This window comes from Pseudoxanthomonas sacheonensis, from assembly GCF_010093305.1.
In the GTDB taxonomy this organism is placed as follows: domain Bacteria; phylum Pseudomonadota; class Gammaproteobacteria; order Xanthomonadales; family Xanthomonadaceae; genus Pseudoxanthomonas_A; species Pseudoxanthomonas_A sacheonensis.
Window position 1 is genome coordinate 51,489 of the sequence record NZ_PDWS01000002.1, and the last position, 13,236, is coordinate 64,724.

The following is a 13,236-nucleotide window of genomic DNA, read 5'->3' on the forward strand; positions in this document are numbered from 1 at the left end:
CGCCGGCACCGCGGCAGGTGCAGGCGGCAAGCCGATTCCGGCTTACCCTCTTCCTGCTGATGCGGCATCGCGCAGCGCTTCGGCGAGGCGGCGCACTTCGACGGCATCGCTACGGGTTTCGCCGCCCGCCATGCCCAATGCGGCCGGCGGAGCGAACCGCATCCGCGAGGGCAAGCTGCGCTTTGCCGAGGCATGGAATTCGCGTGCGCCGGTCGCGGCCATGAGCGCGGCGATATTGCCGGCGTCGATGCCTGCGCCAGGCATGATCTCTATGCGGCCGGCGGCCTGTTCCATCAGCCGTCGCAGGTTGGCGCTGCCCTCCATCGCGCTGGCCGCGCCGCCGGAACTGAGCACGCGCCTGAAACCGAGGCCGATGGCGGCCTCCAGCGCCGCTGCCGGGTCGCGACACACATCGATGGCGCGGTGGAAGGTGAGATCGAGCCGGCCGGCGGCGGAGACCAGTTCCCGGCAACGCGCCACGTCGAGGTCGCCATCGGCGGTCAATGCGCCGATCACCACGCCGTCGCAACCGGCGGCGGCGCAGTATTCGATGTCGGCGAGCATGGTCGCATGCTCCTCGTCCGCATACGCGAAATCCCCGGCGCGCGGCCGCACCAGCACATGCACCGGAATCGACAACCTTTCCCGCACCAATGCGATCTGCGCCGGCGATGGGGTCAGACCGCCCAGCTCGAGCGCCGCGCACAGCTCGATGCGCGAAGCGCCTCCCTCCTGCGCGGCCAGCGCCGAGGCGAGCGAGTTCGCGGCGATCTCGAGGACGCATGCCGCGCCGGACCCGGCGCGCTCCTGTTCCGCTGGCTTTGCTTTCATTGCGTGCCGGTTTCCTGTTCTGGTCCGTATCGCGACGATGCCATTGCCCACGGCATTCGCCCGCGAAGACGCGCACGTTAACACCGCCGCCGCTGCCGGGCCAATCGGACCGCGCGGCGATAACAATCCACCCACCGAGAACGACGAATGAAACCGCTACGACTCGCATTGGCTGCGCTGCTGTGCGCAGCACCGCTGTTCGCCGCGCACGCAGAAAGCGATGGCGACTACGTGCCGGAAACCGACCCGCTCGTACTGCGCAAGCTTGAGCAATGGCAGGACTGGAAGTTCGGCTTCATGATGCACTGGGGGCCGTACAGCCAGTGGGGCGTGGTCGAATCGTGGTCCATCTGCTCCGAGGACGTGGACTGGTGCAAGCGCCCCGAAGGCGAAGCCTATGTCGACTACGTCAAGCGCTACGAGCGATTGCCGACCACGTTCAACCCGCTCAAGTTCGACCCTGCGCGGTGGGCAAGCATCGCGAAGGATGCCGGCACCAAATACGTGGTGTTCACCACCAAACACCACGACGGCTTCGCCATGTTCGATACACGGCAGAGCGACTACAGGATCACCGCGCCCGATGTTCCGTTCCACACCGACCCGCGCGCCAACATCACGAAAGAAGTATTCGACGCTTTCCGCGCGCAGGATTTCGGCATCGGCGCCTACTTCTCGAAACCCGACTGGCACAGCGACGACTACTGGTCGCCGAAGTGGGCCACGCCCAACCGGCACAACAACTACGACACCCGCAAGCATCCGGATATCTGGAAGCGCTTCGTCGATTTCACCCATGCGCAGGTCGGCGAACTGACTTCCCAGTACGGCCCGCTCGACATCCTCTGGCTGGATGGCGGCTGGGTGCGCCCGACCAGCACCATGGACGGCATCGCGGAAGGAAACGCCGGCGTGCCGTGGCCTCAGGACGTCGACATGCCCGGAATGGCCGCGATGGCACGCAAGAACCAGCCCGGCCTGATCGTCGTCGATCGCGCGGTTGGCGGGCGCTACGAGAACTACCGCACGCCGGAGCAGAAAATCCCGGCCGAGCCGCTGCCGTACCCGTGGGAAACCTGCATGACCCTGGGCGAATCGTGGTCGTACGTGCCGAACGACAAGTACAAATCCGCGCGCAGCGTGGTGCATATGCTGGTGGACGTGGTCGCCAAGGGCGGCAACTACCTGCTCAACGTCGGTCCCGACGCCAACGGCGAAATTCCTCCGGTCGCGGCGCAGCGCCTGCACGAAATCGGCGCATGGATGAAGGTCAACGGCGAGGCGATCTACGCCAGCCGATCCGTCGCACCGTATCGCAACGGCAAGTTCCGTTACACGCGGTTGAAGGACGGCACCGTTTATGCGCTCTACCTTCCCGACACGGATGAAAGCAAGCTGCCGAGGACGCTGCGGATTCCAGGCCCCGCCCCTGCTGACGGCGCCGAAGTGAAGCTGCTCGGCAGCGAGGCACGGCTGGCGTGGCACCGCGATGGCGACGTTACCGTGGTCGATATCCCGGCATCGCTGCGCAAACAGACGGCCAACGCCTACGCCTGGGCTATCCGTTTGCCGGGTGCGGTGCCGTCCCACTGAGGAGGCGGGCCGCAAAGGTCCCGGAGTCCGGAAAAGCGAGCGTGGCTCATCGCTTGCATGCCTCGTAAACGGCATCGTCGAGTTTGCGGAGCAGGTCGAACGTCCGCTTCAATCCCACCGCGGCCAACCTGGCTTCGCGGCGCGCTTTGGCGGCTTCGCAACGATTGGCGGCGGCGCTGATCGGCGAAGCCGCCCCGGCACGGCTCCAGGAACGCGTTCGACGTCTGCGTGAGGAATCCGTCCCGTCCTGTCTGCGTTCGACCTGGCGATGGCGAGGTGCGTCTGCGGACGGCTCTGGCTCCGGCGCGGCTTCCCATTGCTTCACCAGGTTCTGGGTTCGGTCGCAAGGCGCGGACTGATAGCTCACGTCCCTGCCCTTGGCGCACTTGTACACCTGTTGCGCATTTCCGGGTGGTGCGATGAGAAGAATCAAAAGAAGAATCGCGATCCGCATGCCCGCTCCTTGGTCCATATCGTCTTTCCGTAGACACTTACTGAATATAGAGAGGAGTCGGACCGATCCGAATACGGCTTTCCCGCCTGCTTTTGTCGGAGGATTGCCCGTGTATCGGTAGGTTGCGTCCTATAGCGTGCCATCGCTCATCCTCGCGACCGTCCTGGCCAATGGAACCGGCGCGAGATGCGCTTTCACGGGAATGTGAAAGCGGATGGTCCCGCATACGCGGGGGTGCGGCCCAATTCACAGATTCGCTACCGTCGGTACTGTTACCGTTGGGATCGCTTTGGGGAGCGGCCATGGGGCTATTCAGCTACAGCGCACTGCGTCTTGCCAAAAACCCGTCCGACACTGCCAAACGGAGCTGCCGCATGAAGACGTGGCCAGTGCCGTGGGTTTTTCTGCGCGCGACGCTGGCGGTAGCGAAAACGCGCCGGGCCAGGCGCTCTCCACCCTGCCTTGCCGATCGAATCGATGGGAGGGTCTTCATCCAATAACCCTCCCCCTGGGCAGCCATGCCGGCTTGGCATTGATGCTGGCCTTCCCCGTATCGCCCGACCGGCACGCTTGGCGCGCAACGTGAGCGCTGCCCCCAAGATGCGGGACTACATGCCTGTTGCCGACGCACCACCCGTTGCACCGCTTCCCCCGAAGCCTTGATAGACATCCCCTGGAGTACGCATGTCAATAACGACCACCTCGCTTGCCGCCGATTCCGACAAAGAGAGCCTTGCCACCCGCTTGGCGGAATCCGGCCGGCTCCCCGACAATCTGCTGCGGATGGGCATTCGCCGCCAATGCGCGCAACGCCTGAAAGACGAACGCAAAGGCGGCGCGGATGAAGTGTTCGCTCGTCAGCAAGCCTGGCTGGAAGGCTTGCGCAACAGCGATATGGCAGTCCAGACGCAGACGACCAATCGCCAGCAGCACCATGAGTTGCCGCCGGAGTTCTTCCAGTTGTGCCTGGGCAGGCAGCTCAAGTACAGCAGCTGTTATTGGGACGAGGCGACCACCAGCCTGAACATGGCCGAAGAGCATATGCTGCGCCTGTACGGAGAGCGCGCGGAGCTGGCCAACGGCCAGCGCATCCTGGAGCTCGGTTGCGGCTGGGGTTCGCTGACGTTGTGGATGGCGAAGCAGTATCCGGAATCGAGGATAACCGCGGTCTCGAATTCGAAAATGCAACGCGAATACATCGAGGCCCGCTGTCTGGAGCGCGCCATCTTCAATGTGGAAGTCGTTACCGCGGACGTGAACAGCCTGCGCATGCAGGACGGAAGCTACGACCGCGTGGTGTCGGTGGAGATGTTCGAACACATGCGCAATTACCAGGACCTTCTGTCGCGCATCGCCGGGTGGCTGGTGCCGGGCGGCAAGCTGTTCGTGCACCTCTTCTGCCATCGCGAACTGCTGTACCTGTTCGAAGCCAAGGGCGAAGGCAACTGGATGGGCCGGCATTTCTTCACCGGCGGGTTGATGCCGTCGGCCGATACCTTGCTGCACTTCCAGGACAGGATCGCCATCGAACAGCGCTGGCTGCTGTCCGGCACGCACTACGAAAAGACCGCCAATGCCTGGCTGCAGAACCAGGACAACAATCGCGAGCAGGTCATGCGCGTGCTGCAGGGCGTATACGGCATGGCCGATGCGCCGGTGTGGTACCAGCGCTGGCGCATGTTCTGGATGGCGTGCGCGGAATTGTTCGGCTACGACAACGGCAACGAATGGATGGTGGCCCACTACCGTTTCAGGCGCTGACGGGCCGATGGCGCCGGGGCCGCCCGGGTTCCGGGCAGTTCCTGGCGCAGGTCCTCTATTCCTTGCCAGGGATCGTTGCGCAACTTGCCGGCGCGCTGCAGGGCGCGAGCCATCGTATACATGCCCGGGGCGGTGACCTTGGCCAGTTCTTCCCACTGCAGCGGCATGGCCACGGTCGCCTCTTCGCGGGCGCGCAGCGACCAGGAGCAGACGCTGGTCGCGCCGCGCGCGTTGCGCAGCCAGTCGATGAAGATAACTCCATCGCGCTTGGCCTTGCTCATGGTGGCGACGTATTTGTCCGGCGAATGCGCGGCCAGCGCTTCCGCGAAAGCGCCGCAGAAATCCTTGACCTGGTCCCAGTCGGGGCCGGGCGTTATCGGTACCACGACGTGCAGGCCCTTGCCGCCGGACAGGCGCAGGTAACTCTGCAATCCCGCCTGCTGCAGGCGTTTACGCACATCGCGCGCGGCCGCCTTCACTTTGGCCCAACCGACTCCAGGGCCCGGATCGAGGTCGAAAACCAGGCGGTCGGGCTTTCCCGGTGCCGTTATTTTCGACCCCCACGGATGGAACTCCAGAGTATTCATCTGCACCAGTTCGAGCAGTCCGGCGGCATCCTGCAGATACAGATAGTCCTCGTTGCCGCTTTTCTGTTTCAGCGTTATGGCCTTGACCGACTTTCCCAATGCGTCGCTGTAGTGCTTCTGGAAGAAGCATTGGCCATGCGCGCCGTCGGGACAGCGGACCAGCGACAAGGGGCGCTCCACCAGCTCCGGAAGCAACCAGCGCGCGACCTGCCGGTAGTAGCCGGCTACGTCGCCCTTGCTGATCTTCCCTTTCTTGTAGACGATGCGGTCGGGATGGGTGATGGTCACTTCATCCGAATCGGATGGATCCAGATCCTGCATGCTCTTGTCCTCGCGCAAACGCTTGAAACTGGCTTGCCGCAATAGCCCTTCCTTCGCCCAGCCGCGGAAAGCCACCTCGGCGATCAGCACGGGCTTTACCCACCGCACGCCATGGACGGAGAACGGCACGTGGCTCGGCAGTTCCACGCTTGCCGTGCCGGTACGCAATCCGGCCAGCATGGTTTCCAGCGAATCCAGCGTGGAGTCGTCGAAACCCGTCCCCACCCTGCCCGCGTAGCGCAAGACGCCGTTCTGCGGAACCGCCACCAACAACGATCCGAATCCGCTACGCGAGCCCTTGGGCGCGGTATAGCCGACGATCACGAATTCATCGGTGTCTTCGTGCTTGACCTTGGCCCAGGCGTTGGAGCGCGACTGACTGTAGCTGGAATCGATGCGCTTGCTGACGATGCCTTCCAGTCCTTTGGCCTTGCTGGCTTCGAAAACCTCCTTGCCATGGCCCAGCACATGTTCGCTGTAGGCGATCACGCCGGGCCGCTTGCCGACGAGGTCCTTGAGCAGCGACTTGCGGTCGATGAGCGCGGCATGGCTGAGATCGACGCCGGCGATGCCGGGCATATCGAAGACGACGTAGCGCAAGGGCTGTTTCGAAGTCCCGTCGATGGCCCGTTGCAAGGCGCTGAAATCGCTGCAGCCCTGCCGGTCGATCACCACCAGCTCGCCGTCCAGGCGCACGTCCTTCACCGGCAACGCTTCCACCGCCTGGGCCACCTCGGGAAAGGTCGCGGTCCAGTCCAGTTTTCCGCGTGAGCGCAGCTTGACCTTGCCGTCGACCAGGTCGGCCATCATCCGATAGCCATCCCATTTGATCTCGTGCAGCCAGCCGTCGCCGGCCGGTGCGGTTTCGCGGCTGCTGGCCAGTTGCGGGGAGAATCCCGCCGGATAGTCGCCCTTGCGCGCTCCTGCCATGGCCAGGGCGCGACGCTTCCAGGCATCGGATCCCAAGGGCATGCGCTGCTTGGCGCGCGTCGCGGATATCCCGCTTCCGGCCTTCTTCCGAGGCGAGTTCTTGCCCAGCAGATCGTCCGCCTCGGCATCGCCGGAATGTTCATCCTCGCGCTTGATCAGCAGCCACTGCTTCTGTTTGCCCCGCATGCTGGTACGCACCAGTTTCCACGCACCGTTCAACTTGTCGCCGTGCAGTACGAAATCCAGCTTGCCCGCGGCAATGGCTTCAAGGGGGTCGCCTTCGCTGGCCCAGGTGCCGTGGTCGAATACCTGCACGTGCCCGGCCCCGTAATTCCCTTCCGGAATATCGCCTTCGAAGGTGGCGTACGCCAAAGGGTGGTCTTCGACTTCGACGGCAAGCCTTTTCTCCCCTGTGCGCAAGGACGGACCTTTGGGAACCGCCCAGCTCTTGAGCACGCCATCGGCTTCCAGCCTGAAATCGTAGTGGCGGGCGGTGGCGTGGTGCAGTTGCACCACGAATATGGGGCGATGCCGTGCGCCGGAAACGACGGCCGCCCGTTTCCCTTCTGCCGCGCGCCGGGCAGCCGGACCCGCATCGGAATCCGGTTCCGGCGTTTCATCGAAGCGCCGCTTGCGCTTGTAGTCGCGCAACGACATCGGTCAGCCCGCCTTGCGCTTGGCCGCCTTCTTGGCAGGCGCTTTGGCCGCCTTCTTCGTCGCTTTCCTGGCTTTGGGGGCAGTCTTCTTGGCCGGCGTTCGTTTCTTGCTGTCCAGGCTCTTCTGCAGCAGCGACATGAAGTCCACCACATTGGTGGCGGCATCTTCCGGTTCGGCGCTGGATTCGACGATCCTGGTGGTGGCGCCCTTGGACTTCACGCGCTTCTGGATGATGGCCTGGAGCCTTTCCCGGAACTCGTCGTGGTAGTCCTCCGGCGACCATTTCCCCGACATGGAAGAGATCAGTTGCTTGGCCATCTCCATTTCCTTGGGCGTGATCCGGTAATCGGAAGACTTGCCGGAAGGAAGCTTGTAATCGGCCGGGTCCACCAGTTCCTGCGGATACCTCAACAGGATCAGGACAAGCGCATCGTCCTCGGGCATGACCGCGCAAAGGTATTCGCGGGTGCGGATGACCACGCGCGCGATGCCGATCTTCTTGCCAGCCTTCAGGGTTTCGCGCAGCAGCACATAACCCTTCTCCGCTTTCTTGCCCGGCACCAGGATGTAGGGCTTCTCGAAGTAACGATGGTTGATGCTGCCTGCGTCGATGAAGGCTTCCACCTCGACGGATTCATGGCTTTCCGGCGCAGCGGACTGGATATCCTCCTTCTCCACGGTGACGTAGTTGCCCTTGGAGTATTCGAAGGCCTTGACGATGTCTTTCCAGGGAACCTCCTCGCCGGTCTCGGCGTTGACCCGCTCGAAACGGATCGGATTCTTGTCGCGGGAATCCAGCATGCGGAAATGCAGGTCCACCTTGCGTTCGCCCGACATCAGCGAGACGGGGACGTTCAGCAGGCCGAAGGAAAGCGAACCGGTCCAGATGGGTCTTGCCACGGGGATCTCCTTCGATGGGCGACCCGAAGCCAGGGCCGAACGTGGGAACCGATACCGCCGCGGCCGTTATACAAGCGTGAGGAAGCGCTGCGGGGATTCACTTGCGGTTTCGCGCAACCGCGCATCATGCGACGCGTTCTTCCATGGAGACGCGCGGATGAAACTCACGAAGACATTCAACAGATTGGCCCAGTCCACCGCCAAATTCACCGGCAATCCGCTTTGTTTCTGCCTTGCGGCCGTGATCGTGCTGATATGGGCGGCCACCGGACCCTACTTCGGCTTCAGCGAGGTCTGGCAACTGGTGATCAACACCGGAACGACTATCATCACTTTCCTGATGGTGTTCCTGATCCAGAATACGCAGAACCGCGATACCGAAGCCATGCAGATCAAGCTGGACGAGCTGATCTTCGTCACCCGGCTGGCCAACAACGAACTGCTGGATCTGGAAGAACTGGAGGAAGCGGAGCTGGACCGGTTGCGCCAGCGCTACGAGGACATGGCCAAACAGGCGAAGGCGGAACGTGCGCGCAAGCTTGCGGACGGCAAGTCCGGCGACCGGTGACGGGTGCGGAACCGCACGGTCAGAACGTGACCGGGACGCGCACCGTGAAGCTTAGGTCCGGCGTATCGCGGGTCAGGCCGGCGCCCAGGGCGACGTTCAGCGATGCCTTGTCGTTGAAGCGGTAGGTACCGCCCAGCAACAGCGTGGCCAGGGTGACGCGCACCGCGCCGGCGACGTCCTGGCCGTTCTGCTTGGTCTTGCCGATGATGTTCTGGTCGTAGCCGATGCTGATGGCGGCCTTCTCATTGAGCGCCAGGCCCATGCCAAGGTTGAAACCGATGATGTCGCCGGCTTCGACATCGCCCAGGAATTCTTTCTGTCCGCCTATGACGGTGCGCGAGACATCGCTGCGCTCGAAGTTGTGCAGGTAGCTCAGACTGCCGAAGAAGACCACGGGATCGGACGGAAACAGCCAGGTGATGCCCGGCTGCAGGGCCTCGAAGCCGCTTCCAGTGGGCAGTTCCAGAGGAAGGCCGGTGCCGGTGGTGTTGCCTATGCAGCGAGTGACGCAATCGGTGGTCACCTCGAACAGATCGGTGCCGGTACGGCTCTTGTAGCGCAGCCAGGCCACGTAATAAGGCTTGTCCGGACCTCCCCGGTTGAGCTGGTAGCGGGCGGTCACTTCCACATCGCCCATGCCGCTTCCGTTGGCGTTGAACACCCGATCCACCGCCGAACCGGTGAAGATTTCGCGGCTGACCGTGTCGCTGTTGACGTAAACATAAGGCAGCCTGGCTTCCATCTCGAAGCGGTTGCCCATGCCGTAGCGCGCGGTCAACACGGCCGTGGCCGAGGTGGTCTTCACCTGGCGCACGTCGATCAGGCCGATCAACAGCGCGGGGATGATGGTGTAGCCGACCAGGGCGACGCGGTCGTTGGACGCGTATCCGTATTGCAAGCCGGGTTCCAGCACCAGCGTGCCGGATGGCGTCAGCACGCCGGGTTGATCGAAGATCTGGGCCACTTCCGGCGGCCTGTTCTGCGATTCGGGCGCCTGCCCCACCGGCTGTCGCGACGGCTCCTGTGCGGCGGCAGTCTGCGCATAAGCCGGTACCTGCATGCTGCCTGTGGTAAGCGCCGGCGCGGGCATGCCGCGGGCGCGCGCATTGGCCAGCAGCTCTTCGTTCAAGGCCTGCTGGAGTTGCGAGAGATTGCGTTCCTGCGTTTCCAGCGAGCTGCGCATGTCCTGCAACTGGCGCGATTGCTCGTTGATCTGCCGCTGCAGTCCGTCCAGCTTGGATTCTTCATTGGCGGAAACGGATTCCTGCGCATGCAGCGATCCGCATATCGCCAAGGTCAGACAGGCCACGGGTAGCAAAGCAAGCAAATGCGACGGTCCCTTTCGTTTCATGCGTTGTCCCCGGTAGCCTGTTTCAAGGTGATCCTGGTGCAGCGATAAGCGCGTTGTGCAGCGCGCCGTAGGTGTTCATTTCCTGCAGCATGCCCAACGTGTCCACACCCACGTTCAATGTGGTCAGCGCGGTTATGGTCTGGCCGTCCAGCGTGTTCTGGATCACCAGCGCGTTGCCGCCGGCGCCGGGATCGATGCGATTGCCTTCGCCGATCTGCACCACTCTGCCCTCGTTGATGGCGGCCAGGGCGCTGGCCTGGTCGGCGGTCATGCGGCCCAGATCTGGAATCTGCAAGTTGGCGCTGGCGACGAGTTGCCCGTTGACGTAGACCAGCCGTTCGATTCCGAACGAGAGCACCATTCCGGACGGCATCATCAACCCGCCCCTCATGTCGGCTAGTCGGGCCGGATCCACCGGCACCCATTCTTCGCCAAGAAGCGGTGGCGAACTTGCACCGTCCGCTCTGGCGGTAAGCGGCAGGCATGCGCCTGTCGCGAACATGCACAAGCAAGCGAAACCGGCTATGGCGTTCATGGCTCAGATATCTCCCGGTCCACGGCGCGGCATGGCTATATTGCGCAGCCCTTCGCGCTGGATGCCCATGTCCAGCGGGGCCGGCGGCGCGGTGCGCCAGTCGCGCGGATGATTGAAGCGTGCGATCTCGCGCCGGTTATGGATCACGAACAGCACGCGGTTGTCCCACAACGCCTCGAAGCGCGCGCGCGACATCGCGCGGGTACCGCGCGCCGGGTCGCCCAGCAATACGCGGCCGTTGCGCAGGCCTTTGACCACGACGAAATGCCGATAGCCGCGATCGTTCAACAGCACGATCGCCGGCACGCCCTCTTCGGACAGCTTGTCCAGCGGCAGTTCGAAACCGTCGGCCTCGAAACCCCGCGACTGCAGATAGCGCCGCATGTCCAGCATCGAGAAGCCTTCCTTGCGGATCTTGGCCTGGTCGCCGTTGGTGTACATCCTCACGAAGACCTGTTCTTCGTTCACCGGCACGCCGTACTGGTAGCTCAGCAGCGTGGCCGTAGCCGCCGATCCGCAACTGAAATCGTAGCGCTGAGGTACGGTGGTCCTGAACCGCGCTTCCTTCAAACTGGTGATGCGCAAGCCGTAGCTGCCGCCGTACGGCGCGCGCACGTCGATTCCGCCCGCCCGCACCGGCATGGCCCATGCCAGTAGCGACAAAGCCAGACCGACGCCCACGATCAGGGATACGGCTCTGGTCATGGCGTCGGCGCCACGAACTGCACGTTTACCACCATTCCATTCTGGATCAGCACGTTGCTGCCGGTGTTCTGGATCACCGTGTTGATGCCGTTGCCGTTGGCGAAAGAGCCGTCGCTGATGACATTGGCGCCGCTGACGATATGGTCGGCGGTATTGCCTTCGACGGTTCCGTCTATCAGCACGTCGTTGTCGACCGTGCTTTCCCCGCCGCGCAACCGGTCCAGTTCTCCGGCATCGACTGGAATGCCGATACTGGGGTTGCCGACTTCATCGGACGATACTGCGACCGGTGCCGCCGGTTGGATTTCCTTGCCGAAAAGCACACTGTCGGAGTGCATGCCGTCGAGGAGCAGACTGTCGGGGAGCTTGTCGCTGTCGGCAACGCCGTCGACAAGCACGAAGGCCGCAGTGCCGGCAGCAGGCAGTCCATCGGCGTCGTGCCCCTGTACAGACGCTTCGGTGGAGCCTGCCAGGCAGGGGCCGGTCGCTAGAACACAGGCCAGCGACAAAGTGATGCGATTGATGCGCATGGTGGTTTCTCCTTTTCCACGCGTTCCGCGCGCGCTCGCCGTCCGTTCCGGCACGATCGTGCGCGTGATGCACCGGGCCGCCGTAACGGACCGGTGCATCGTTGCGAACCGCTTACGGACCTACGGTCAGGTTGGCCTGCACGGTGATGCCCTGCTGGATCAGCGAGGCTGCGCCGCTGTTCTGGGCCGCTACCATGACGCCCGCTGCCGATTGGCCGACGCTGGTCATGTTGTTGGACATGTCGAAGGCGCCTGCATCGTTGGCCACTGAACCGCCGTTTCCGCCTGCTCCACCGACCGCTCCGTTGCCGACGCCGCCATTGCCGGTGCCGCCGTTGCCGTCGCCGCCCACACCGCCTTCGGCGCCCACCGCGCCCTCGGCGCCATCGCCGGCAGTCGCATCGCCATTGGTCGCGCTTGAGGAAGCGCCGCCGTTGGTGGCATCGCCATTGGTGGCCGAACCGCCATCGCCGCCGTTGCCTGCGGTGCTGGCCACGTCGCCGCTGTTGCCGCCCGTGCCGGAGCCCGCGCCGCCGGTGGAGGTCGCTGCACCCGAAGTGCCCGCGCCGCCACTGGCCGTGGCGGTGCCACCGGTGCCGGTGCCGTCGCCGGAAGTGCCGGCGCCGCCGGTTCCGGTCGCATCGCCGCTGGTCGCGCTGCCTGCACCGCGTTCGCGCACGCGTCCGCTCTGGCCGTCGCCATCGCCGCCGCCGGCCGCACTCAAGCCGCCGCCGTCGCCGCCGCCGGCAAGACCGTCACCGCCGCCGGCCGCGCTAAGCGCGCCCGCATCGCCGCCGTCGCCATCGCCATCGCCGCCACGGCCGCTGTCGTTGTGGTCGGAACGTCCGCCACGCCCGCCGTCACCGGCGGTTGCGTCGCCGATCCAGGCGCTGCCATTGCTGGAATCGCCCGCCGACGCGCTGCCGTTGTTGGCATCGCCGCCGAAACCGCCACTGCCGCCGTCGCCGCCGTCGCCGCCATTGCCACCGTAGCCATTGCCGCCGTTGCCTTCGCCACCGTAGCCGTCGCCGCCGGCACCGCCGCGGGCGCCATTGGCGTCGCCCCAGTTGTTGGCGACATTACCGATATCGTGCACGCGCACATCGGTGACATAGCCATTGAGCTTGGTCGTGGCGATGGCCTTGCTGTGGTTGAACGAATTCGAGAAGGTGGCCGTGGCCGTTCCGCCGTTGTTGGCGGCTGCGGTGCCGAAGCCGTCCGCATAAGCGACGCCATTGGCGCTGTTGTCGCTGTTGTCGCTGTTGTCGCTATTGTCACTGTTATCGCTGTTGTCGCTGTTGTCCGTAAGAGTGATCGTGTCGATCGCTACCTGCAGATTTTCGCCAGCGCCGTTTTCGGTGTTTTCCGCGGCAAACGCCTGGCCGCCCAATCCCAGGCCGAGCGCGACCGCAGATGCAATCAAGGTCTTTTTCGTACTCATCTCCATTCTCCTGACACGTCGGCCCGATACCCAGGGGAGGCATCGATCAAGCGACGTTCGTCGCATTAACAA

At 64.1% G+C, this 13,236-nt stretch carries 12 protein-coding genes; 3 read left to right on the forward strand and 9 right to left on the reverse strand.

Translation table 11 applies throughout. From position 1 onward, the window contains the following. Positions 1-42: 42 nt before the first annotated feature. A complete protein-coding gene (locus tag CSC73_RS02205) occupies positions 43-831 on the reverse strand; it encodes a copper homeostasis protein CutC (RefSeq protein ID WP_163838831.1) in 789 nt (262 codons plus the stop codon). A gap of 147 nt (positions 832-978) precedes the next feature. Here CSC73_RS02205 and CSC73_RS02210 point away from each other — a divergent pair, with 147 nt between their 5' ends. Then, a complete protein-coding gene (locus tag CSC73_RS02210) occupies positions 979-2,424 on the forward strand; it encodes an alpha-L-fucosidase (protein WP_163838832.1) in 1,446 nt (481 codons plus the stop codon). 46 nt (positions 2,425-2,470) lie between these two features. Here CSC73_RS02210 and CSC73_RS02215 read toward each other — a convergent pair whose 3' ends face one another. After that, positions 2,471-2,878: a DUF4124 domain-containing protein gene (locus CSC73_RS02215; protein WP_163838833.1), complete on the reverse strand. Its 408-nt coding sequence runs from the start codon at positions 2,876-2,878 to the stop codon at positions 2,471-2,473. Between the two features lie 684 nt (positions 2,879-3,562). Between CSC73_RS02215 and CSC73_RS02220 the strand changes: the two genes are divergently transcribed. Next, the gene (locus tag CSC73_RS02220) at positions 3,563-4,639 is read left to right on the forward strand and encodes an SAM-dependent methyltransferase (RefSeq protein ID WP_163838834.1); all 1,077 of its coding nucleotides are present in this window, start codon (positions 3,563-3,565) and stop codon (positions 4,637-4,639) included. Here the strand turns inward: CSC73_RS02220 and ligD are convergent. Both ligD and ku read right to left on the reverse strand, forming a co-directional pair. After that, positions 4,621-7,134: a DNA ligase D gene (ligD, locus tag CSC73_RS02225; RefSeq protein ID WP_163838835.1), complete on the reverse strand. Its 2,514-nt coding sequence runs from the start codon at positions 7,132-7,134 to the stop codon at positions 4,621-4,623. The two genes, CSC73_RS02220 and ligD, sit on opposite strands and share 19 nt — an antisense overlap. 3 nt (positions 7,135-7,137) lie before the next feature. Further along, a complete protein-coding gene (gene ku, locus CSC73_RS02230; protein ID WP_163838836.1) occupies positions 7,138-8,034 on the reverse strand; it encodes a non-homologous end joining protein Ku in 897 nt (298 codons plus the stop codon). A gap of 157 nt (positions 8,035-8,191) precedes the next feature. On the opposite strand from ku, the gene CSC73_RS02235 reads away from it, so the two are divergent. Beyond that, positions 8,192-8,602 carry a low affinity iron permease family protein gene (locus tag CSC73_RS02235; RefSeq protein ID WP_163838837.1) on the forward strand — a complete coding sequence of 137 codons (411 nt, stop codon included), beginning with the start codon at positions 8,192-8,194 and terminating at the stop codon, positions 8,600-8,602. A gap of 19 nt (positions 8,603-8,621) precedes the next feature. On the opposite strand, the gene CSC73_RS02240 is transcribed toward CSC73_RS02235, so the two are convergent. The 5 genes from CSC73_RS02240 to CSC73_RS02260 all read right to left on the reverse strand — a co-directional run bounded on the left by CSC73_RS02240 (position 8,622) and on the right by CSC73_RS02260 (position 13,164). Further along, entirely contained in the window at positions 8,622-9,953 is a 1,332-nt protein-coding gene (locus tag CSC73_RS02240) for an acetate kinase (RefSeq protein WP_163838838.1), read from the reverse strand. Between the two features lie 22 nt (positions 9,954-9,975). Further along, on the reverse strand, positions 9,976-10,329 hold the full coding sequence (locus CSC73_RS02245) for a hypothetical protein (RefSeq protein ID WP_163838839.1): 354 nt from the start codon (positions 10,327-10,329) through the stop codon (positions 9,976-9,978). Positions 10,330-10,491: 162 nt separating this feature from the next. Beyond that, on the reverse strand, positions 10,492-11,193 hold the full coding sequence (locus tag CSC73_RS02250) for a C39 family peptidase (RefSeq protein ID WP_163838840.1): 702 nt from the start codon (positions 11,191-11,193) through the stop codon (positions 10,492-10,494). Beyond that, positions 11,190-11,723 (reverse strand): hypothetical protein, encoded by a 534-nt coding sequence (locus tag CSC73_RS18410; RefSeq protein WP_163838841.1) that lies wholly within the window; start codon positions 11,721-11,723, stop codon positions 11,190-11,192. Before CSC73_RS18410 ends, CSC73_RS02250 begins: the two co-directional genes overlap by 4 nt. Before the next feature lie 112 nt (positions 11,724-11,835). Beyond that, positions 11,836-13,164, reverse strand: a complete 1,329-nt coding sequence (locus CSC73_RS02260; RefSeq protein WP_163838842.1) for a hypothetical protein — start codon at positions 13,162-13,164, stop codon at positions 11,836-11,838. Positions 13,165-13,236 lie beyond the last annotated feature (72 nt).